Annotated in this window: 16 protein-coding genes; 6 read left to right on the top strand and 10 right to left on the bottom strand. The window is 71.2% G+C overall.

Going from position 1 to position 20,832, the window contains the following annotated elements; genetic code table 11:
• Window positions 1-61: 61 nt before the first annotated feature.
• Complete coding sequence (locus tag NUH29_RS01105; protein ID WP_258797022.1) at window positions 62-259, top strand: hypothetical protein; 198 nt, start codon at window positions 62-64, stop codon at window positions 257-259.
• A gap of 53 nt (window positions 260-312) precedes the next feature.
• Complete coding sequence (locus tag NUH29_RS01100; protein ID WP_258797021.1) at window positions 313-3,243, top strand: ATP-binding protein; 2,931 nt, start codon at window positions 313-315, stop codon at window positions 3,241-3,243.
• On the opposite strand, the gene NUH29_RS01095 is transcribed toward NUH29_RS01100, so the two are convergent.
• The 6 genes from NUH29_RS01095 to dut form a co-directional block, all read right to left on the bottom strand.
• On the bottom strand, window positions 3,203-4,702 hold the full coding sequence (locus tag NUH29_RS01095) for an MDR family MFS transporter (protein WP_258797020.1): 1,500 nt from the start codon (window positions 4,700-4,702) through the stop codon (window positions 3,203-3,205). The genes NUH29_RS01100 and NUH29_RS01095 overlap by 41 nt on opposite strands.
• Before the next feature lie 108 nt (window positions 4,703-4,810).
• Window positions 4,811-6,754, bottom strand: coding sequence for a 1-deoxy-D-xylulose-5-phosphate synthase (gene dxs / locus NUH29_RS01090; RefSeq protein ID WP_258797019.1), 1,944 nt, complete (start codon window positions 6,752-6,754; stop codon window positions 4,811-4,813).
• A gap of 60 nt (window positions 6,755-6,814) precedes the next feature.
• On the bottom strand, window positions 6,815-9,691 hold the full coding sequence (acnA, locus tag NUH29_RS01085; protein ID WP_258797018.1) for an aconitate hydratase AcnA: 2,877 nt from the start codon (window positions 9,689-9,691) through the stop codon (window positions 6,815-6,817).
• 93 nt (window positions 9,692-9,784) lie between these two features.
• On the bottom strand, window positions 9,785-10,531 hold the full coding sequence (locus NUH29_RS01080; RefSeq protein WP_258797017.1) for a DUF3159 domain-containing protein: 747 nt from the start codon (window positions 10,529-10,531) through the stop codon (window positions 9,785-9,787).
• Window positions 10,531-11,151, bottom strand: coding sequence for a DUF3710 domain-containing protein (locus NUH29_RS01075; RefSeq protein ID WP_258797016.1), 621 nt, complete (start codon window positions 11,149-11,151; stop codon window positions 10,531-10,533). The genes NUH29_RS01080 and NUH29_RS01075 overlap by 1 nt, the downstream gene beginning before the upstream one ends.
• The gene (gene dut / locus NUH29_RS01070) at window positions 11,148-11,600 is read right to left on the bottom strand and encodes a dUTP diphosphatase (RefSeq protein WP_258797015.1); all 453 of its coding nucleotides are present in this window, start codon (window positions 11,598-11,600) and stop codon (window positions 11,148-11,150) included. The genes NUH29_RS01075 and dut overlap by 4 nt, the downstream gene beginning before the upstream one ends.
• A 33-nt stretch (window positions 11,601-11,633) precedes the next feature.
• Here dut and NUH29_RS01065 point away from each other — a divergent pair, with 33 nt between their 5' ends.
• Window positions 11,634-12,074 (top strand): DUF3093 domain-containing protein, encoded by a 441-nt coding sequence (locus NUH29_RS01065; protein ID WP_258797014.1) that lies wholly within the window; start codon window positions 11,634-11,636, stop codon window positions 12,072-12,074.
• Between the two features lie 42 nt (window positions 12,075-12,116).
• Here NUH29_RS01065 and NUH29_RS01060 read toward each other — a convergent pair whose 3' ends face one another.
• Entirely contained in the window at window positions 12,117-12,407 is a 291-nt protein-coding gene (locus NUH29_RS01060) for a DUF4193 domain-containing protein (RefSeq protein ID WP_258797013.1), read from the bottom strand.
• A 205-nt stretch (window positions 12,408-12,612) separates the two neighbouring features.
• Between NUH29_RS01060 and sepH the strand changes: the two genes are divergently transcribed.
• Complete coding sequence (gene sepH, locus NUH29_RS01055) at window positions 12,613-13,653, top strand: septation protein SepH (protein WP_258797012.1); 1,041 nt, start codon at window positions 12,613-12,615, stop codon at window positions 13,651-13,653.
• Window position 13,654: 1 nt separating this feature from the next.
• Here sepH and NUH29_RS01050 read toward each other — a convergent pair whose 3' ends face one another.
• Window positions 13,655-14,719 carry an alkaline phosphatase family protein gene (locus NUH29_RS01050; RefSeq protein WP_258797011.1) on the bottom strand — a complete coding sequence of 355 codons (1,065 nt, stop codon included), beginning with the start codon at window positions 14,717-14,719 and terminating at the stop codon, window positions 13,655-13,657.
• Between the two features lie 57 nt (window positions 14,720-14,776).
• On the opposite strand from NUH29_RS01050, the gene NUH29_RS01045 reads away from it, so the two are divergent.
• Window positions 14,777-17,242 (top strand): DNA gyrase/topoisomerase IV subunit A, encoded by a 2,466-nt coding sequence (locus NUH29_RS01045; RefSeq protein WP_258797010.1) that lies wholly within the window; start codon window positions 14,777-14,779, stop codon window positions 17,240-17,242.
• A 4-nt stretch (window positions 17,243-17,246) separates the two neighbouring features.
• Here the strand turns inward: NUH29_RS01045 and NUH29_RS01040 are convergent, their stop codons facing one another.
• Both NUH29_RS01040 and NUH29_RS01035 read right to left on the bottom strand, forming a co-directional pair.
• Window positions 17,247-18,302: a class I SAM-dependent methyltransferase gene (locus tag NUH29_RS01040; RefSeq protein ID WP_258797009.1), complete on the bottom strand. Its 1,056-nt coding sequence runs from the start codon at window positions 18,300-18,302 to the stop codon at window positions 17,247-17,249.
• Window positions 18,303-18,366: 64 nt separating this feature from the next.
• Window positions 18,367-20,439, bottom strand: a complete 2,073-nt coding sequence (locus tag NUH29_RS01035) for a DNA gyrase/topoisomerase IV subunit B (RefSeq protein WP_258797008.1) — start codon at window positions 20,437-20,439, stop codon at window positions 18,367-18,369.
• Window positions 20,440-20,603: 164 nt separating this feature from the next.
• Between NUH29_RS01035 and NUH29_RS01030 the strand changes: the two genes are divergently transcribed.
• Window positions 20,604-20,831: a DUF7455 domain-containing protein gene (locus NUH29_RS01030; protein ID WP_258797007.1), complete on the top strand. Its 228-nt coding sequence runs from the start codon at window positions 20,604-20,606 to the stop codon at window positions 20,829-20,831.
• The last annotated feature ends 1 nt before the right edge of the window (window position 20,832 follow it).

Genomic DNA, 20,832 nt, shown 5'->3' with positions numbered 1-20,832 from the left:
CGTCCGGAAATAGGGAATCCGCCCGATCCGGGCGGCCTACCTCATCTCCGACGCTGGAGTCATGGATCTCACCCCCGACTCCCGCATCTGGATCTCCGACACCCGCGACGCCGAGCTGGCTCTCGCGGCCGAGCGCGCGCGCAGAGCCCTCGAGCGCGCGGGCGACGGCGCCCGCGCCGCGCGCGTCCCCCTGTTGTCGCGACTGCGTCGCCGCGCCGGCGCGCCGCAGCGCGCGGTGACCCACCCGGTGACGCACTGAGCCTCGCGACGCCGGCCGGGCGTCGGGTCGGTCGCGGATGGCACGATGATGACGTGCGCATCCAGACCGTCTCGCCGATGGTCGGCCGCGACGTCGAACGAGGCGAACTGGCCGACGCGTGGACCGAAGCCCGTGAGGGCGACCCGCGCATCGTCGTGGTGGGCGGTGAGGCCGGCATCGGCAAGTCCCGCCTCATCGACGAGTTCCTCGCCGGGCTCGACGACCGGACGGTCGTCGCGCGCGGCCAGTGCGTCGAGTTCGGCGCCGTCGGCATCCCCTACGCGCCGCTCGTCGGCGTCCTCCGGGATCTCGTGACGGCCGTCGGAGCCGATGCCGTGTTCGAGGCGGCGGCGGGCGGCGCCTCGACCCTGCACGCGCTCGTCGAGGCGCGCACCCCGGTCGAACGCGACGAACGGCTGGGCGTCGAACGGCTCGACGAGGTCGTGACGACGATCCTCGAGAGCCTGTCGGCGCAGCGGGACGTCGTCGTGGTCGTCGAGGACGTCCACTGGGCCGACCCCGCCACCCTCGACGTGCTGCGATTCCTCGCGCGGATGCTGCGTTCCGGGAGGCTGCTGGTCGTCGCGAGCTACCGCAGCGACGACGTCCGCCGCGGCCACCCGCTGCGCGCCCTGCTCGCCGAGCTCGAACGCACCCGGCGCGTCTCGCGCATCCTGCTCGCACGGCTCGACGCCGCCGAGGTGCGCGCCCAGCTCGCGGGCCTGCTCGGCGGCCTCCCCAGCGCCGAGCAGGCGCGCACCGTCTTCGACCGCAGCGAGGGTGTGCCGTTCTTCGTCGAGGAGCTCGTCGGATGCGGTGGCGAGCTCGCCGACGGAGTTCCCGCGACGCTCCGGGAGCTGCTCCTCGCGCGATACGAGGGGCTCACCCCCGCCGCCCGTCGTCTCGTGCGGTTGCTCGCCGCGGGCGGTGGCCAGGTCGACCACGAGATCCTCGTGGGGGTCGGCGACAGCGACCCCGACCAGCTCGACGCGGCTCTGCGCGAGGCGATCGAGGCCGGCGTGCTCGTCGTCTCGGGACGCGGCTACGACTTCCGACACGCGCTCGTGCGCGAGGCGGTGGTCGACGAGCTGCTGCCCGGCGAGCGTGCCCAGGTGCATGCCGCCTACGCGGTCGCGTTGTCGGCGCAGTCGGTCGAGCCGACCGCACGCGCCGGCCGCTCCGTGCTCATCTCGGCGCACTGGCTCGAGGCGCACGACCTCGAGCAGGCGTTCCGCAGCTCGCTCGACGGGATGCGGTTGAGCCGCGCCGCCTTCGCCTACGCGAGCGCCGCCCAGCTCGGCGAGCGCGCGCTGTCGCTGTGGAATCGCATCCCCGACCCGGTCGCGTCCGCCGGTGCCTCGCACGTGCAGCTCCTCGACCGCGTCGCGCGCTCCTGGCGCGCCGCCGGGGAACCGCAGCGCGCCCTCGCCACCATCGATCTCGCCATCTCGGAAGCCGGCACGGACGACCCCGTCGAGCTCGCCCGGCTGGTCCGGAATCGCGGGCTCATGCTCGGAACCGAGGGGCACGTCGACTCGCTCACCATGTACGAGCGGGCGCTCGCGATCCTGGGCGACGCCGACGAACCGGCGCTCCGCGCGGGGCTGCTCGCCGAGGCTGCCAGCAAGTACATGGTGTCGGGGCGATCGGAGGAGGCGATCGCGGCGGCGAGCGAGGCCCTCGCGACCGCTCCCCCGGATGCCCCCCGCATCCGCTCGATCGCCGCGAACGTACGCGCGGGCACGCTGACGCACCTGGGACGCATCGACGAGGGCGCGGCCGACTACGACCTGGCCCGACGCGAGGCGGGTGATGATCGCGACGCGCTGCTGCGATACCACGTGAACTACTCCGACTCGCTGCACCTGCTCGGGCGGTACGACGAGTCGATGCGCGTGGCCCTCGCGGGCATCCGCATCGCCGAAGCCTCCGGCGTCGCCCGCACCTCGGGCGCGATCCTGGCTCTCAACACCGTGGACCCGCTGTTCGCCCTCGGCGAGTGGGATCGCGCCGACGCCCTCATCGAGGACTCGCTCGATCTGGACCCTCCCGTCGTGTTCCGCGTGTACCTCCGACGCGCGCGCATCCGGTCCGTGCTGTGGCGGGGCGACCCTGCACGGGCGGCCGCGCTCTTCGAGCAGTGGCAGTCCTCGATGCGCCAGATCGCCGAGTTCGAGGACCAGGTGGCGGCGGGCCTCGCGCTCGACATCGCGGAGGTGCACCTCGCTCTCGGCGACACGGATGCCGCGTGGGAGTGGGCGGGACGGCTCGTCGAGCGCGAGCATCTGGCATCGGCACCCTGGGAGCTGCCGATCGCCCCCGTCGTCGCCCGCATCATCGCGCGACGACGTGAGGCGAGCGGCGATCCAGGGCGTCAAGGCGACGACGTGGCGCGCCTGCGCGCGGTGATCGCCCGGGACGCCTGGCCGACCCGCCCCCTGTGGGCCGCGTTCGTCGAGGCCGAGCTCGGCGGACCGAGCGGTGCGGGCGACGATGTCGACGCATGGCACGCGGCCCTCGCCCTCGCGGCATCCGCCGAGACCGCCGTGCTCACCCGACTGCAACTCCTCGAGGGGCTCGCGCGCGCCCGACTGCGCACGGGCGACCGCGATGGGGCATCGGAGACCCTCGCGTCGCTCAGCAGCGAGGCTTCTCGCATCGGCGCCCGGTGGTTCGTCGACGAGGCGGCGCGGCTCGTGGCGTCGGGTGGCCTCGCCGTCCCCGTCCGCACGAGCGCCTCCGATGAGCTCACGGCGCGCGAAAGGCAGGTGCTGGAGCTGATCGCCGAAGGGCTCAGCAACGGTCAGATCGCCGAACGCCTCTACATCAGCCGCAAGACCGTCTCGGTGCACGTCTCGGCGGTGCTCCGCAAGCTCGGGGCCACCTCCCGCACGGAGGCCGCACGACGGCTGCTCAGCGCATCGCCCCTCGGCACATCTCCCGTCAGTGCATCGCCGGGCGCGCCTCGAGCTGCTCGTCCGTGAGCTCGGGGGCGACGGGCTTGCGCACGAAGAACGCGGCGACGATCGCGAACAGCGACAGCACCGCTCCCCCGATGAAGGCCAGATGCGCTCCCGCGATCACCTGCTCCGGGGTCGCCGTCTCGGCGGTCGGCGCCCCGGCCGCCGCCGTTCCGACGGCGAGCAGCGCGATGAACGCCGCGGTGCCGGCGGCTCCCGCCACCTGCTGGACCGTGCCGATGGTGGCCGAGCCGTGCGAGTACAGGTGCGGCGGCAGGGCGCTCGTCGCGGTCGTGAAGATCGGGGTGAACAGGAAGCCGAGCGCGAGGCTCAGCACGACATGGGTCACGAGCACGAACCACAGCTGCGTGTCGGGGCCGAAGAACGTCATGGCCCAGATCGCCGCACTCATCACGATCGAGCCCGGAAGCACGAGGGGCGCGGGCCCGTATCGGTCGTACAGGCGGCCGACGAGCGGGCCCAGCAGTCCCATCACGAGACCGCCCGGCAGCAGCGTCAACCCGATCACGAGCGTGTCGATCGCGAGGCCGCGCTCGAGGTAGATCGGGAAGAGGATGACGACGCCGAAGAGCACGGCCATGAGGATCACGAAGAACAGGATCGAGACCGTGAAGCTGCGCGCCCGGAAGGTGCGCAGGTCGAGCAGGGCCGCATCCCGACGCTGCAGCACCAGCTGACGCCAGATGAAGAGGGCCAGGCCGACCCCGCCGATCACGAGGGGGATCCACGAGGGCATCATGGCCTTGCCCTCGGCCGCGAGACCGAGGTTGCTCAGACCGAAGACCACGCCGCTGAAGCCGAACGCGGACAGGATCACCGACAGCACGTCGAGCGGCACCTTGCGGGGCTCCGACACGTTGGGCACCCGTGCGATGCCCACGACGAGCATGAGCAGGGCGATGGGGAGCATCACCCAGAACAGCCCCCGCCACGCCGTGAGCTGCAGCACGAGACCCGACACGGCCGGACCGATCGCCGGCGCGACCGACATCACGATCGAGATGCGACCCATGATGCGCCCGCGATCCGAGAGCGGGACGAGCGTGAGCACGGTGGTCATGAGCAGCGGCATCATGATGCCGGTGCCGCTCGCCTGCACGACCCGCCCGGCCACGAGCACGCCGAAGCCCGGTGCGGTCGCCGCGATGAGCGTGCCCGCGGAGAACAGCGTCATGGCGGTGATGAACACCGTGCGCGTCGTGAGCCGCTCGAGCAGGAAGCCCGTGACGGGGATCACCACGGCGAGCGTCAGGGCGAACGCCGTGGTGAGCCACTGACCCTGGCTCGGGGAGATCCGCAGATCCTCCATGATCTCGGGGACCGCGACGCTCATCGTGGTCTCGTTGAGGAACACCACGAAGACGGCGGCGAGCAGCAGCACGATGGCGACGCGGTTGCGGCGGGCGGTCGCGGGATCGGGGGCGCCGCTCGTCGCGGACGTCTCGACGGCGTTGTTCGTCACGGTTCCTCCGGTGGGGGTGGTGGTGGGCGATGCTGCCCGGGGAAGTCCAACTATGTGAACAGCGTCCACATTAGCGGAGACCACCGACATCGGCACCCCGCGAAGGGGTCAACGACCCGTTTCGGCGTCGTATTCCCGCGCCGGCTCCGCCGGGAGCGGACGAGCCACCGGGATGCGCGTGCCCAGCACCTGCGCGACGATGTCACGCGCGATGCGCTGGTCGGTGAGCCCCGCGTCCTCGAGGATCTGGTCGCGCGAAGCGTGCTCGAGGAACTCGTCGGGAAGGCCGAGCTCGTCGACCGCGGTGTCCACGCCCGCCGCTCGGAGGTCCTGGCGGATGCGCGTCCCGACCCCGCCGACGCGGATCCCGTCCTCGATCGACACCACCAGCCGATGCTCGCGCGCGAGCTCCACCACGCTCCCGGGCACGGGGATCACCCAGCGCGGATCGACGACGGTCGCGCCGATGCCCTGCGCGGCGAGTCGTTCGGCGACCCGCATCGCGAGCGACGCCATCGGGCCGACCGCGACCAGCAGCACGTCGCGGTGGGCTGCCTCGCGCAGCACGTCGACGCCGTCGTCGGTACGGCGCACGGCGTCGAACTCGTTGCCGACCGAGCCCTTCGAGAACCGCAGCACCGTCGGGCCGTCGTCCACGGCGACCGCCTCGGCGAGCTCCTCCCGCAGCCGGGTCGCGTCGCGCGGCGCCGCGATCCGGATCCCCGGCACGACCTGCAGGATCGCGAGGTCCCACATCCCGTGATGACTCGGGCCGTCGGGTCCCGTCACCCCGGCGCGGTCGAGCACGAACGTCACGCCGGCGCGGTGGAGCGCCACATCCATCAGCACCTGGTCGAAGGCCCGGTTCATGAACGTCGCGTAGAGCGCGACCACCGGATGTAGGCCGCCGAAGGCGAGACCGGCGGCGCTCGTCGCGGCGTGCTGCTCCGCGATCCCGACGTCGAACACCCGCGCGGGGAAGCGCTCGGCGAACCTGTGCAGCCCCGTCGGCCGCAGCATGGCCGCGGTGATCCCCACCAGGCGGGGGTTCTGCTCGGCGAGGTGCAGGATCTCGTCCGAGAACACCGAGGTCCACGAGGGGCGGCTGGGGTGCTCGAGGGGCTCCCCGGTCTCGGGGTCGATCTGGCCGACCGCATGGAACTGATCGGCCACGTCCGAGACCGCCGGCTCGTAGCCGCGTCCCTTCTGCGTGATGACGTGCACGATGACCGGCGCGTCGTAGTCCTTCGCCTGCCGCAGCGCCTCCTCGAGGGAGCGCAGATCGTGACCGTCGACGGGGCCCAGGTACTTGATGTCGAGGTTCGAGTAGAGCGCTTCGTTGTTGGAGAACCGGGACAGGAACCCGTGGATGGCGCCCCGCGTTCCGCGGTAGACGGCCTGGCCGGGCCTGCCGAGCCGGTCGAAGAAGCGCCTGCTCGAGAAGTAGAGCGAGCGGTACGCGCGCCGGGTGCGCACGGTGTTCAGGAACCGCGCCATCCCTCCGATCGTGGGCGCATAGGAGCGACCGTTGTCGTTCACCACGATCACCAGGCGCCGCGAGTTGTCGTCGGAGATGTTGTTGAGCGCCTCCCACGTCATGCCGCCCGTGAGCGCACCGTCTCCGACGACCGCGACCACATAGCGGTCGCCCTGGCCCGTCATGGCGAATGCGCGCGAGATGCCGTCGGCCCAGCTCAGCGAGCTCGACGCGTGCGAGCTCTCGACGATGTCGTGCTCGGACTCCGTGCGCTGCGGGTAGCCCGCGAGGCCGCCGCGCTCTCGGAGTCCCGTGAAGTCCTGCCGCCCCGTCAGGAGCTTGTGCACGTAGCTCTGATGCCCGGTGTCGAACACCAGCGCGTCGTGCGGCGAGTCGAACACCCGGTGCATCGCGATCGAGAGCTCGACCACGCCGAGGTTGGGTCCGAGGTGGCCCCCCGTCTTCGAGACCTCGCGCACGAGGAATCCGCGGATCTCCCCCGCGAGCTGCTCCAGCTGCTCGCGGTTCAACCCGTCGAGGTCACGAGGACCGCGGATCGAATCGAGCAGGCTCATGTCGTCGACCCTACGCTTCCCGACCGAGTGAACGGTGATCGACCCACTCGGTCCCCGAGCTCAGACCAGCGACCTCAGCACGTACTGGAGGATGCCGCCGTTGCGGTAGTAGTCGGCCTCACCGGGGGTGTCGATCCGGACCACGGCGTCGAACTCGACGGTCTGCTTGCCCTCGGGAGAGAACTCGCTCGGCGCCGCGGTGACGTGCACGGTCTTCGGCGTGACGCCCTCGTTGAGCTTCTCGAGCCCCGTGATCGAGACGATCTCGGTGCCGTCGAGCCCCAGCGACTTCCAGCTCTCGCCCGCCGGGAACTGCAGCGGGACGACGCCCATGCCGATCAGGTTCGAGCGGTGGATGCGCTCGAAGCTCTCGGTGATGACCGCCTTGACGCCCAGCAGGCTCGTGCCCTTGGCCGCCCAGTCGCGCGACGAGCCCGACCCGTACTCCTTGCCGCCGAACACCACGAGCGGAGTGCCCGCGGCCTGGTAGTTCTCGCAGGCGTCGAAGATGTAGGACTGCGGACCGCCCGGCTGGGTGAAGTCGCGGGTGAAGCCGCCCTCGACGACCTGGCCGTCGTTGACCGCCGACACGAGCTCGTTCTTCAGGCGGATGTTCGCGAAGGTGCCGCGGATCATCACCTCGTGGTTGCCGCGGCGGGAGCCGTAGGAGTTGAAGTCCTTGCGCTCGACGCCGTGCGCCTCCAGGTACTCCGCGGCGGGCGTGCCCGCCTTGATGTTGCCGGCGGGGCTGATGTGGTCGGTCGTGACCGAGTCGCCCAGCGTCGCCATGACGCGCGCGCCCGCGATGTCGGAGACCGGCGTGAGCTCCATCGACATCCCGTCGAAGTACGGCGCCTTGCGCACGTACGTCGAGTCGGCATCCCACTCGAAGATGGGGCCGGTGGGCGTCGGCAGGCTGGTCCAGCGCTCGTCGCCGTCGAAGACCGTCGCGTACTGCTTGATGAACTGCTCACGCGAGATCGAGGAGTCGATGATCTCCTGCACCTCGGCGGGGTCGGGCCAGATGTCCTTGAGGAAGACGTCGTCGCCGTTCTGGTCGGTGCCGAGCGGGTCGGTCTCGAAGTCGAAGTTCATCGACCCGGCCAGGGCGTAGGCGACCACGAGAGGAGGCGACGCGAGGTAGTTCATCTTCACGTCCGGGCTGATGCGCCCCTCGAAGTTGCGGTTGCCCGAGAGCACCGCGGTGACGGCGAGGTCGTTCTCGTTGATCGCCGCCGACACCTCGTCGATGAGCGGACCCGAGTTGCCGATGCAGATCGTGCAACCGTAGCCGACCGTGTAGAAGTCGAGACCCTCGAGCGCCTTGTCGAGGCCCGACTTCTCGTAGTAGTCGGTGACGACCTTGGAGCCCGGTCCGAGGGTCGTCTTGACCCACGGCTTGCGCTTCAGGCCCTTGTCGACCGCCTTCTTCGCGAGCAGGCCCGCGGCGATCATGACGGACGGGTTCGAGGTGTTGGTGCACGAGGTGATCGCCGCGAGGGTCACCGCGCCGTTGTCGAGGATGTAGCTGGTGCCCTCCGGTGTCGTCACCTTGACGGGCTTCGACGCGCCGTTGGGGGCTCCGCTGTTGATGTGCACCTCGCGCGTCGCGGGCTCCTCCTCACCGGGCACGGGACCGGGATCCGACGCCGGGAACGAGTGCTTGCCCTCGAGGTCGACGAGGTCGTGGCTGGTCGACGCGGTCGCGTAGCCGAGGATGTCCTTCTCGAACTGGCTCTTCGCCTCGGAGAGCAGGATGCGGTCCTGCGGGCGCTTGGGGCCGGCGATCGAGGGCACGACGGTGCCGAGGTCGAGCTCCATGTACTCGCTGTACGAGGGCTCGTGCGAGGCGTCGTGCCAGAGGTGCTGCTGCTTGGCGTACGCCTCGACGAGGGCGACGGTCTGCTCGTCGCGTCCGGTGAGGCGCAGGTAGTCGATCGTCACGCCGTCGATCGGGAAGATCGCCGCGGTCGAGCCGAACTCCGGGCTCATGTTGCCGATGGTGGCGCGGTTGGCGAGCGGCACGGAGGCGACGCCCGCCCCGTAGAACTCGACGAACTTGCCGACGACGCCGTGCTTGCGCAGCATGTCGGTGATGGTCAGCACGACGTCGGTCGCCGTGACGCCCGCGGGGATCTCGCCCGTGAGCTTGAATCCGACGACGCGCGGGATGAGCATCGAGACCGGCTGACCGAGCATGGCCGCCTCCGCCTCGATGCCGCCGACGCCCCAGCCGAGAACACCGAGGCCGTTGACCATGGTCGTGTGCGAGTCGGTGCCGACGCAGGTGTCGGGGTAGGCCTGCAGCACTCCCCCGTTGACCCGGTCGTAGATGACCTTCGCGAGGTGCTCGATGTTCACCTGGTGCACGATGCCGGTGCCCGGGGGCACGACCTTGAAGTCCTGGAAGGCGGTCTGGCCCCAGCGCAGGAACTGGTACCGCTCGCCGTTGCGCTCGTACTCGATCTCGACGTTGCGCTCGAGAGCGTTCTCGGTTCCGAACAGGTCGGCGATGACCGAGTGGTCGATGACCATCTCGGCGGGCGAGAGGGGGTTGATCTTGTCGGGGTCGCCGCCGAGGGCGGTGACGGCCTCGCGCATCGTGGCGAGGTCGACGATGCAGGGCACGCCGGTGAAGTCCTGCATCACCACGCGCGCGGGGGTGAACTGGATCTCGGTGTCGGGGTCGGCATCCGGGTTCCAGGAGCCGAGAGCCTCGATCTGCGCCTGGGTGACGTTCGCCCCGTCCTCCGTGCGCAGCAGGTTCTCGAGCAGCACCTTGAGGCTGAACGGCAGCTTGTCGTATCCGGGCACCGCGTCGATCCGGAAGATCTCGTAGTCGGTGCCTCCGACCGTCAGGGTGTCCTGGGCGGAAAAGCTGTTGATGCTCGGCACGGTCGTCTCCTCTGGCGATTGTCCGGATGCGCGCTCTGCCATCCTGACGGCCGACACGAGCGCATTCCAGCAAGGCAAGCCTAAGCCTGACCGCCGCCGCGCACCCGGGTCGATTTATCTTGACATCAAGATATCTTACGCCTCTGCGGAGCCCTCGTCGTCCGCCGCGCCGGTCCATGCAGAGCGGATGAGCAACCAGCTCACCCAGAGCAGGATGGCGTACGGCGGGATGCCGAGCAGGAGCTTCGTCGCGGCGAGACCCGCGGCGTCGCCCGCCAGGTACAGCGGCACCTCGACCGCCAGCCGGAGCGCCGGCAGCACCGCCCACAGGACGGTCGCGATGAGGGCCACCCGCGCCTTCGCCGGGTCGCCCCGCCAGCCGGTGTCGCCCGTCAAGAGCCCCACCAGCACGCCGATCAGCGGACGCCGCACCGCGATGCTCAGCAGCATCGCCAGCAGCAGCACGACGTTGATGATGAGCCCGGGGAGGAAGTTGTCCTCCGCGCGGCCGCTCAGCAGGGCCAGCCCCGCGGAGATCCCGACGCCGAGTGCTCCGACCACGGCGGTCATGACCGCCTGGCGCATCACGAGGCGCACGACGATGAAGACGACGGCGAGACCCAGAGGCGCGAGCACCGCGGGGGCGAGCTGCTGGGTGATCGTGAACACCACGAGGAACAGCAGAGGGGGCAGGATCGACTCCACGAGACCCCGGACGCCGCCGACGGCCGCCAGCAGCGCACCCGCCGTCGGCGCCTGACCCGGCGTCACATGACCGAGACCCGACCGCCGCACGGCCGCGGCCATCGCCTCCGAGAACCCGGGCTCCGGCGGGGTCGGGTGCTCCTCGCCTCCCCGCGACGCGTCGTCCGCCGCGGCCATCAGGCGGATGCCGGGGAGTCGCCGCCCTGCACGCTTGCCGGCACGGTGAGCGGGATCAGGTCGCGCGGCGGCATCGGGGTGTTCCCGCGCACCACGACGATGCTGCGGAACAGGTCCTCCACCTGGGCCGCGGCCTCGGGCTCCACGGCGGCCTTGCCGCTGATCACGCCGCGCAGGAACCAGCGCGGGCCGTCGACACCGACGAAGCGCGCGATCCGGACGCCGGGTGCGTTGCCCGACGGCGCCGGGATCTCGGCGCGCAGCTCCGGCCCGAAGGGACCGTCGACCGTCTGGGTGCGGCCGCCCTGGCGGGAGATCTGCTCGACGATCTGCTCGCGGATCTCGTGCCACAGCCCGCTCGTGCGCGGAGCGGCGAACGGCTGCACCTGCAGAGTCGACTCGGCGTAGTCGAGGGCGACCGCGACCACGCGCTTGCTGCCCTCCTCGATCTCGAGCCGCAGGGCGAGCTCGGGCCGCGGAAGGATCTTCACTCCCCCGAGGTCGACGTAGGGCCGCACCTGGTTTGCCTCGGCGACGTCGAGCGGGCCCGCGGTGGCCCGGTCCTCGGGTGCCGACTTCGGCTGGTCGACGGCGCCGTCATCGACGGGAGCGTCGCTCATGGTGTTCCTCCTGGAGTCGAATAGCCGGTGGAGCCGAAGCCGCCCTCGCCGCGATCGGAGCCGGGCAGGCGCTCCACCGGGATGAAGCGCGCCCGGCTCACCGGCATCACGACGAGCTGCGCGATGCGGTCGCCTGCGGAGATCGCGTAGCTCTCGCGCGCATCCGTGTTGAGCAGGGTCACCCGGATCTCGCCGCGGTAGCCCGCGTCGACGGTTCCCGGGCTGTTCACGATGGTGATGCCGTGCCGGGCGGCGAGCCCGCTGCGCGGCACGACGAACGCGACGTACCCGTCGGGCAGGGCGATGCCGACCCCGGTGCCCACGGTGGCGCGCTCGCCGGCGGCGAGCACGACGTCGTCGGTGGACACGAGATCGGCGCCGGCGTCGCCGGGATGCGCGTAGGCGGGGACGGTGTCGCCCCGGAGCAGCACCTCGACGGTCTCGGTCACCCCACGAGGCTAGTCCATGGTCGAATTGCCTGGATGACGTACCGCGAACGGCTGTGGCCGGCCCCCTGGATCTTTCTCGCGACGGCGCTGGTGATCCCCGCGTCGCTTCTGGTGTTCCTGCCGATCTCGTCCGTCGCGGGCGTGGCGGTCGCGATCGCCCTCTACGGGGCGATCGTCGTCGCGCTCGCGCTCACCACCCCGACCATCGAGGTCGTCGACGGCGAGCTGCGGGCCGGGCGGGCGCGGTTGCCGCTCTCCGCGGTGGGCGAGGTGCACGTGGCGCGCGGTCCCGATGCCGTGCGGGAGCGGGGCGTCGGATTGCACGCCGACGCGTGGCTGCTCATCCGCGGATGGGTGGCCGACGTGGTGCGCGTGGAGCTCGACGACCCCGAGGACCCGACGCCGTACTGGCTTCTCTCGAGCCGGCGCGCCGAGGCGCTGGCGACCGCGATCCGGGAGGGCGCGAAGCGCTGACCGCGAGAAGCGGCGTGGCGCTCCCCGATCAGCTCGCTGCGCTCAGGCGGCGCACTCGATGCAGATCGGGCCGAGGTCGGTCTTGTGGTCGAACTGCGACTGGTGCTTGACGAGGAAGCAGCTCACGCAGGTGAACTCGTCCTCCTGCGGGGGCAGCACCACCACATCGAGGTCGAGGTCGGACAGGTCCTGGCCGGCGAGCTCGAATCCGGGGTTGTCGGCGTCGTCGACGTCGACCACGCCCGACAGCTTGTCGGGCACGCGCTCCTGGAGGGCCTGGATCGACTCGGTGTCGTCGTCGGTCTTCCGCGGGGCGTCGTAATCGGTAGCCATTCCCATCCATCCAGGTCGCTGCGTGCGGGTGAAGCGGCGTCAGTCTGCATCATCGGATGCCGGAGCGCAAACTCTCCCAGCCGGCTCTCAGAAAGCGTGAGAACCGCGGCGTGTGCAACTCGCGGCGCGCCCGCGGTATTCCCCGGTTCCGGGGTCTCTCCGTGGCATCCTGACCTCGGATCATGACGGCTGGAGGTCGTTCCGCATGCAAGAGCTCAAGGTCATCGGAGTCGAGAACGGCTCGCTCCTGGTCGCCTCCGACGACGGGGACGAGTACCGCGTCGAGGTCGACGAGACCGTGCAGTCGCGGCTGCGCGCCTCGATGCCCGACCCCGGTCCCCTGCGACGACTCGCTCCCCGCGAGATCCAGGCCCAGATCCGGGCCGGCATGACGGCCGAGGACGTGGCCCGGGTGACGGGCGCCTCGCTCGAGTACATCAAGCGCTTCGAGGGTCCGGTGCTCGCCGAGCGCGAGTACGTCGTCGAGTCCGCACTCAACGTGCCCGTGCACATGGCGGTCGAGACCGACCCCCTCGCCTCGGGGGCGACCTTCGGCTCGGTCATCCGGGAACGCCTCGTCGACGCGGGAGCGTCCGGTGAGCGCTGGGCGAGCTGGAAGGAGCAGGGCGGCGGCTGGGTCGTCAAGCTCACCTTCTCGGCTGCCGAGATCGAGCGCGACGCGCGGTGGGCCTTCGAGCCGAAGAAGCAGTCGCTTCAGCCCCTCAACCAGGAGGCGGTGCAGCTCTCGCAGCAGGGTGAGCTGCCGCCGAGCCTCATCCCGCGGCTCCGCGCGGTGCCGCTCGACGAGCGGGACGACGCGCGGTTCGACTCCGGCGCCTTCGCCGTCGAGACGGAGGCCGACGGCACGGTCGTCACCGCCGTCGAGTTCACGCAGCTCGAGTTCGGCACCCGCACGAGCCCGGAGGAGGAGCCGAGCGGCACCCACCACACGGCCGATCTGCTGGAGGCGCTCCGCCGCCGGCGCGGGGAGCGGGAGCCGCTCGACCTCGACGAGGGTGAGCAGGGACTGGCCGCTCACCCCTCGACGGGAGTGGTGAAGCTCGTCGACGTTCCGCTCGAAGGCGTGCCCGACGAACCGGTCCCGGCGAACTTCGCGTCGCAGCCGACGGCCAAGGCGTCCGGTTCCTCGGGAGCCACCGGTCCGCTCGGCAAGCGCCGCGGACGTGCGTCGATGCCCAGCTGGGACGAGATCGTCTTCGGCGCCCGCAGCGACGACGACCTGTAGCTCAGCTCCAGGCGCCGAAGCGCAGCAACGGCACGGCGGTCTCGGCGGCGCTGAGCGATCCGTGCTGACCGACCATCCCCCGCCCGTGATCGTCGGCCGACGCGTAAAAGGCGTGTGCGCCGCGGGCGGCCACGAGCACCTCGCCGATGCGCGGCAGCACCTCGGCGTCGACATCGCCGAACCAGCCCGCGGCGACGGCCTCCGCCCGGGTGGCGATCCAGGCGCGTCCCCCCTCGGCCGCACGCCAGCGGTCGGCGAGGGCGTCGGGGTCCACGTCGGCGTCCAGCTGCAGCTGCAGGCAGCGCGGCTCCCCCGCGACGTGGCGCACCCCGTCGAGCAGGGCGTCCGCCACGATGCGTTGCGCGTGCTCCGGCACGTCGACCATGCCGTGGTCCGCCGTCACGACGAGCCCGTCCCGCGGACCGAGCAGGCCGAGCACCGCCGCGAGCTCGGCGTCGAGATCCTCGAGCGCGGTCACCCACTCGTCCGAGGCGACGCCCTGCGCGTGGCCCGCGACGTCGAGGTCGGGCACGTAGTAGTAGACGAGCGCGGGTCCCGGGGTCGCGAGCACCCGCCCGAGAGCCTGCTGCCGGGCGGCCGCGCCCGTCGCGCCCGCGAACTCCGCCCCGCGCAGCACCGCCCGGGTGAACTCCGAATCGCGGTAGCGCGGATGCGCGATCGCCACGGCCCGCACGCCGACCGCCGTCGCCCGCTCGAAGAGGGTGGGCATCCGCTGCCACGCGGCGGGGTCGAGCCCCTCCCACCCGCTCAGCTGGTTGACGACCCGGTCGTGCGCGGGGTCGTAGACGCGGTAGCCCACGAGACCGTGCCGGCCGGCGGATGCGCCGGTCGTCAGCGTGGCCAGCGCGGCGACCGTGGTGGTCGGGAAGCCCGCGCCGATGGCGGGGTCGACCGGCAGTCGCCGCGCGAGGGTGCGGGCGTGACCGGCGTGGGCGCCGAGCGGCTGGTGGCCGAGCCCGTCGACCACCACGACGACGGCCTTCTCGGCGGGCGCGAGGCCCATGCGCCCCGTCGCGCCCTGGACGGCCGAGAGGCAATTCGGCATGACGTCCGCGAGGCTCAGCCTGTGCGTTTTCGCCGCCGGTAGCATGGGCCCGATCTTATGACTCCGCCCGAAGCCACCCCCGTCACCCCTGCCTCATCCGCCGCCGGCGAGCGGATCGAGGACGTCGACGTCTCGACCGAGATGCAGGGTTCGTTCCTCGAGTACGCCTACTCGGTCATCTACTCGCGCGCCCTCCCGGACGCGCGCGACGGTCTGAAGCCGGTGCAGCGCCGGATCCTGTTCCAGATGAACGAGATGGGCCTGCGCCCGGATCGCGGCCACGTGAAGTCCGCCCGCGTCGTGGGCGACGTGATGGGACGCCTGCACCCGCACGGCGACACGGCGATCTACGACGCCCTGGTGCGCCTCGCCCAGGACTTCACGATGCGCGTCCCGCTCGTGGACGGGCACGGCAACTTCGGCTCCCTCGACGACGGTCCCGCGGCCCCGCGGTACACCGAGGCGCGCATGCAGGCCGCCGCCCTCGCGCTCGTCGAGTCGCTCGACGAGGACGTCGTGGACTTCGTGCCGAACTACGACAACCAGCTCACCCAGCCCGAGGTGCTGCCCGCCGCCTACCCGAATCTGCTCGTGAACGGCGCCAGCGGTATCGCGGTGGGCATGGCGACCAACATGGCGCCGCACAACCTCATCGAGGTGGTCGGCGCCGCCCGACACCTCCTCGAGAACCCGGCGGCCACGCTCGAGGACCTCATGGCGTTCGTGCCGGGGCCCGATCTGCCCACCGGCGGCACGATCGTCGGCCTCGACGGCATCCGCGACGCCTACGCCTCCGGTCGCGGGTCGTTCAAGACACGCGCGAAGGTGACCGTCGAGCAGCTCTCGGCCCGGCGCACGGGTCTCGTCGTCACCGAGCTGCCGTACCTCGTGGGCCCCGAGAAGGTGATCGAGAAGATCAAGGACGGGGTGAACGCCAAGAAGATCACCGGCATCGCCGACGTCACCGATCTCACCGACCGCAAGAACGGCCTGCGCCTCGTCATCGGCATCAAGACCGGCTTCTCCCCCGAAGCGGTGCTCGAGCAGCTGTACCGGCTCACCCCGCTCGAGGACGGCTTCTCGATCAACAACGTGGCGCTCGTCGAGGGCCGCCCGCAGACGCTCGGACTGCGCGAGCTGCTGCGCGTCTACCTCGATCACCGCATCCAGGTCGTCACCCGGCGGTCGCGCTACCGCCTCGCGCGTCGTCAGGAGCGCCTGCACCTCGTCGAGGGACTGCTCGTCGCGATCCTCGACATCGACGAGGTCATCCAGCTCATCCGCGGCAGCGACGACACCGCGCAGGCCCGCACCCGCCTGATGGAGGTCTTCGACCTGTCGCAGCTGCAGGCCGAGTACATCCTCGAGCTGCAGCTTCGGCGGCTCACCCGCTTCAGCAGGATCGAACTCGAGACCGAGCGCGACAAGCTGCGCGCCGAGATCGCCGAACTCAAGGCGCTGCTCTCGGATCCGGCGCGCATCCGCACGCAGGTCGGCGTCGAGCTCGACGAGGTGGCCGACCGGTTCGGCACCCCGCGCCGCACGCTGCTGACGGAGGCCGGCGCCCAGGTGTCGGCGTCGGCCGCCCGGAAGTCGGCGGGCGTCTCGCTCGAGATCGCCGACGCGCCGACGCTCGTCGTGCTCTCCACGACGGGCCGCGCGGTGCGGATCGATCTCCCGGAGGGAGTCGACGCCCCCGCCGCCGCCGCGCGGCGCAGCAAGCACGACGCGATCCTCTCGACCGTCCACGGCACCACGCGCGGCGAGCTGGGCGCCGTCACCTCGCGGGGGCGGCTCATCCGATTCACACCCGTCGACCTGCCGTCGGTGCCGGCGAACTCGGTGCAGCTGGCCGCCGGTGCGCGGATCGGCGACTACCTCGGCATCACCGACAAGAAGGAGCGGGTGCTCGGTCTCGTGTCGCTGACCAGCGACCAGCCGATCGCCCTCGGTACCCGGCAGGGCGTCGTCAAGCGGGTGGCGGCGGGCGGCTACCCGAACCGACCCGACTTCGAGGTGATCGCGCTGAAGACGGGCGACGAGGTGGTCGGCGTGTCCCAGGGCGCGGACGGGGACGAGCTGGTCTTCGTCACCTCCGACGCGCAGCTGCTCCACTTCCCCGCATCCCAGGTGCGCCCGCAGGGTGTCGCCGCCGGAGGCATGGCGGGGATCAACCTGTCGGCGAAGGCGTCGGCGATCTTCTTCGGGGCGATCGACCCCGCGGATGCCGTGGTCGTCACGCTCTCCACCCCCGCCGAGACGCTGGCTGGCGCGGACGCGGGCCGGGGCAAGGTCTCGCACTTCTCGGAGTTCCCCGGCAAGGGGCGCGCCACAGGAGGGGTTCGATCGCACGCGTTCCTGAAGGGGGAGGTCTCGCTCGCCCTGGCCTGGGTCGGGCCCGCCCCCGCGCTCGCGGTGTCGGCCGACGGTGCCGCTCGGACGCTCCCGGAGGTCGGCGCGAAGCGCGATGCATCCGGCACCCCGCTCGACGCGGTCGTCGCCTCGGTCGGGCGCACGCTCTGAGGCGCTAAGGACGCAACCGGGAGAAACGAAGCAGCCCGAACCCCTCGATGGGGAGCTGCTCGACCGCTGTGAAGCCCGCCTCTCTCGCGTAGCGCTCGAGGACCGCCCGGCGCATGACGGTACCGGTGCCGACAGAGTGCGGGCTCGACATCCCGTCGGGCAGGCACACCAGCAGGCTGAATCCGTACATGATCCGCTCGACGCCGTCTCCGGGCGTGAGCTCGTCGGCGACCGCCTCGTCCACGATCACCACGGCACCGTCATCGCGCACCGCGCGCCGGAGCGCCGAGAGCACCTCGACCGGGCGGGGCATGTCGTGCAGCGCCTCGAAGACGAAGGCGACGTCGAACTCGTCGTCGACACCACCACCGTCGGCGTGGCGGAACTCGACCCGATCGTCGAGGCCGAACCGGACGGCGCTCGCGCGCGCCGCCTCGACGGAGGGTTCGTCGACGTCGATGCCGACCACGGTCGCGCCCGGGTAGGCGCGGGCGAGCGCGAGGGTGGACCAGCCGGCGCCGCACCCGACGTCCGCGATCCGAGCGCCCGCGCGCCCGAGGAGGTCGTGCAGCTCGGGCACCGAGGCCAGGGACGGTGCCAGCCGCCGCTCGAACCATGGCCGGTTCATATCGGCCTGCGACTCCCGCGCGTCGGGACCCAGTTGATCCCACGAGACGCCCCCGCCCGTTCGGTAGGCCTCCAGCAGGGCGGGCAGCTGCACCGCGGCGGCAGCGAGCATCCGCGCGAGAGGCGCCAGATAGTCGAGGGACGACGTATCGGTGAGCACCTCGGCCGCGCCGGTCCCGATCGTGTAGCGGGCGTCTGCGCCCCGCCCCTCGTGTTCGAGGAGCCCGGTCGTCGCCTGCTGCTCGAGCCACTCGCGCGCGTAGCGCTCTGCGGTGCCCGTCGCGGCCGCCAGCTCGCCAGGACCGGCGGGGCCGATCTCGACCAGTGCCCGGTAGTAGCCCAGCCGATCGCCCAGGTAGACGCTCAGCAGGTCCGCGGTGCCGAGGGCCGCATCGAAGATGCGCCCAGCGATCTCGTCGGTGGTCGCGGACATGGCCGCCTCGCTCTCTCCCCCGGAGCCAGGATCGCGGTTCGCGACCGGCCGGACAAGAGGCGGGTCAGACGTCGACGCGCGAGCGATCCAGTCCCTGGCCGGCGATGATGAAGTCCTTGCGCGGGGCGACGTCGTTGCCCATGAGCAGCTCGAACACCCGGTTCGCCGCGTCGGCGTCCTCGATGCGCACCCGGCGCAGGGTGCGGTGCGCCCGGCTCATGGTGGTCTCCGCGAGCTGATCGGCATCCATCTCCCCCAGGCCCTTGTAGCGCTGGATCGGGTCCTGGTAGCGACGTCCCTGCTTCTTCAGGGTCGCGAGCACCGACTGCAGCTCGGGCTCCGAGTACGTGTAGATGATGTCGTTGGGGTTGGACCCGGGGTTCATCGCGACGACGCGGTGCAGCGGCGGCACCGCCGCGAACACCCGGCCGTCCTCGATCATCGGCCGCATGTAGCGGAAGAACAGGGTGAGCAGCAGCGTGCGGATGTGGGCGCCGTCGACGTCGGCGTCGCTCATGATGATCACCTTGCCGTAGCGGGCGGCCTCGAGATCGAAACTCCGGCCGGATCCGGCGCCGATCACCTGGATGATCGACGCGCACTCGGCGTTGCCGAGCATGTCGGCGATCGACGCCTTCTGCACGTTGAGGATCTTGCCGCGGATCGGCAGCAGTGCCTGGTGCTCGGAGTCGCGCGCCAGCTTCGCGGTGCCGAGCGCGGAATCGCCCTCGACGATGAACAGCTCGGTGTCGGCCACGTCGTTCGAGCGGCAGTCGACGAGCTTCGCGGGCAACGACGAGCTCTCGAGCGCGTTCTTGCGCCGCTGGGTCTCCTTGTGGGCGCGTGCCGAGATACGGGACTTCATCTCGGCGACGACCTTGTCGAGCACGAGGGCCGACTGGGCCTTGTCGTCCCGCTTGGTGCTCGCGTAGCGCTCCTGCATGCCCTTCACGACCGCGTTCGACACGATCGCCCGGATCGCCGGGGTGCCGAGCACCTCCTTGGTCTGACCCTCGAACTGCGGCTCGGGTAGACGCACCGTCAGCACCGCGGTGAGCCCGGCGAGAACGTCGTCCTTCTCGAGCTTGTCGCTTCCGGCCTTCAGACGGCGTGCGTTCTTCTCGACCTCGGCGCGCAGGAACTTCAGGAGCCCCTGCTCGAAACCCGCCTGGTGGGTGCCGCCCTTGGGCGTCGCGATGATGTTGACGAAGCTGCGGAACACGGTGTCGTATCCGGTGCCCCAGCGCAGCGCCAGGTCGACCTCGCACTCGCGCTGCAGCTCGGTCGGCACCATGTGCCCGTTCTCCTGCAGCACCGGCACGGTCTCGGTGTAGGCGCCCGTGCCCTGGATGCGCCAGATGTCGGTCACGCCCGCGTCGGGTGCGAGGTGCTCGACGAACTCGCTGATGCCCCCCGCGAAACGGAACGTCGAGGTGGCGGGCTCCTCCCCTCGCTCGTCGCGGATCTCGAGGCCGAGACCCGGGACCAGGAACGCGGTCTGGCGGGCGCGCCCCATGAGCTCCTCGGTCTGGAACCCGGCGCCCTTCGTGAAGATCTGCCGGTCGGCCCAGTACCGGATGCGGGTGCCGGTCACGCCCTTCGCCACCTTGCCGACGACCCGCAGCTCGCTCCCCGAGACGAACGGCGTGAAGGGCGCATCCGGCGTCGGCGCGCCGGTGTCGGCGAAGACGCCGGGCTCGCCGCGGTGGAACGACATCGCCCAGGTCTTGCCGTCGCGGTCGACCTCGACGTCGAGACGCTCGGAGAGGGCGTTGACGACCGAGGCGCCGACACCGTGCAGGCCGCCGGATGCCGCATAGGAACCGCCGCCGAACTTGCCGCCCGCGTGCAGCTTCGTGAACACGACCTCGACACCGGACAGGCCCGTCTTCGGCTCGATGTCGACCGGGATGCCGCGCGCGCGGTCGCGCACCTCGACCGACTCGTCGGCGTGCAGGATCACCTCGATGTCGGTGCCGTGGCCCCCGAGGGCCTCGTCGACCGAGTTGTCGATGATCTCCCACAGGCAGTGCATGAGGCCGCGCGAGTCGGTCGAGCCGATGTACATGCCGGGCCGCTTGCGCACCGCCTCCAGCCCCTCGAGGACGGAGAGATGGCGCGCGGAGTAGTCGGTCACCGCACGAGCCTAACCGCGCGCCGCGCCGGGCCCCGGGAGCCACCCCGTGCCCAGCACTGGGGATACGCCACGGGCGAAATACCCCCTCGCCATCCGGAACATCCAGCTTCGTCGTGCTTACATGGATCAACGCACCACACCGCGACCCGAGGGAGGAGCAGGACATGTCACAGATCACGACCGACGACACCGTCGAGCTGGAGCGTCCCGCCCTGACTGCGCTCGATCGCTGCGACATGTGCGGCGCCCAGGCCTACGTCCGGGTGACCCTCGCCTCCGGCGAACTGCTGTTCTGCGCCCACCACGGCGCCGAGTACAAGCCGAAGCTCATCGAGACCGCCCTCGAATGGCACGACGAGTCGGACCGGCTCGCGGAGTCGGTCGCCGGCTGAC

The sequence above is a fragment of the Protaetiibacter mangrovi genome (assembly GCF_024752305.1).
Classification (GTDB): Bacteria; Actinomycetota; Actinomycetes; order Actinomycetales; family Microbacteriaceae; genus Homoserinibacter; species Homoserinibacter mangrovi.
The sequence above is the reverse complement of the archived record's forward strand: the minus strand, read 5'-3'. Positions and strand labels throughout refer to the sequence as shown.

What these genes read in the sequence shown, in the direction of transcription:
- NUH29_RS01080 (WP_258797017.1), bottom strand. Translation starts at nt 10,531, where the DNA reads ATGGCCGCGGCGGACGACGCGTCGCGGGGAGGCGAGGAGCACCCGACC.
- NUH29_RS01105 (WP_258797022.1), top strand. Translation starts at nt 62, where the DNA reads ATGGATCTCACCCCCGACTCCCGCATCTGGATCTCCGACACCCGCGAC.
- NUH29_RS01045 (WP_258797010.1), top strand. Translation starts at nt 14,777, where the DNA reads ATGACTCCGCCCGAAGCCACCCCCGTCACCCCTGCCTCATCCGCCGCC.
- NUH29_RS01060 (WP_258797013.1), bottom strand. Translation starts at nt 12,407, where the DNA reads ATGGCTACCGATTACGACGCCCCGCGGAAGACCGACGACGACACCGAG.
- NUH29_RS01075 (WP_258797016.1), bottom strand. Translation starts at nt 11,151, where the DNA reads ATGAGCGACGCTCCCGTCGATGACGGCGCCGTCGACCAGCCGAAGTCG.
- NUH29_RS01065 (WP_258797014.1), top strand. Translation starts at nt 11,634, where the DNA reads ATGACGTACCGCGAACGGCTGTGGCCGGCCCCCTGGATCTTTCTCGCG.
- NUH29_RS01030 (WP_258797007.1), top strand. Translation starts at nt 20,604, where the DNA reads ATGTCACAGATCACGACCGACGACACCGTCGAGCTGGAGCGTCCCGCC.
- NUH29_RS01040 (WP_258797009.1), bottom strand. Translation starts at nt 18,302, where the DNA reads ATGTCCGCGACCACCGACGAGATCGCTGGGCGCATCTTCGATGCGGCC.
- NUH29_RS01050 (WP_258797011.1), bottom strand. Translation starts at nt 14,719, where the DNA reads ATGCCGAATTGCCTCTCGGCCGTCCAGGGCGCGACGGGGCGCATGGGC.
- dxs (WP_258797019.1), bottom strand. Translation starts at nt 6,754, where the DNA reads ATGAGCCTGCTCGATTCGATCCGCGGTCCTCGTGACCTCGACGGGTTG.
- sepH (WP_258797012.1), top strand. Translation starts at nt 12,613, where the DNA reads ATGCAAGAGCTCAAGGTCATCGGAGTCGAGAACGGCTCGCTCCTGGTC.
- acnA (WP_258797018.1), bottom strand. Translation starts at nt 9,691, where the DNA reads ATGGCAGAGCGCGCATCCGGACAATCGCCAGAGGAGACGACCGTGCCG.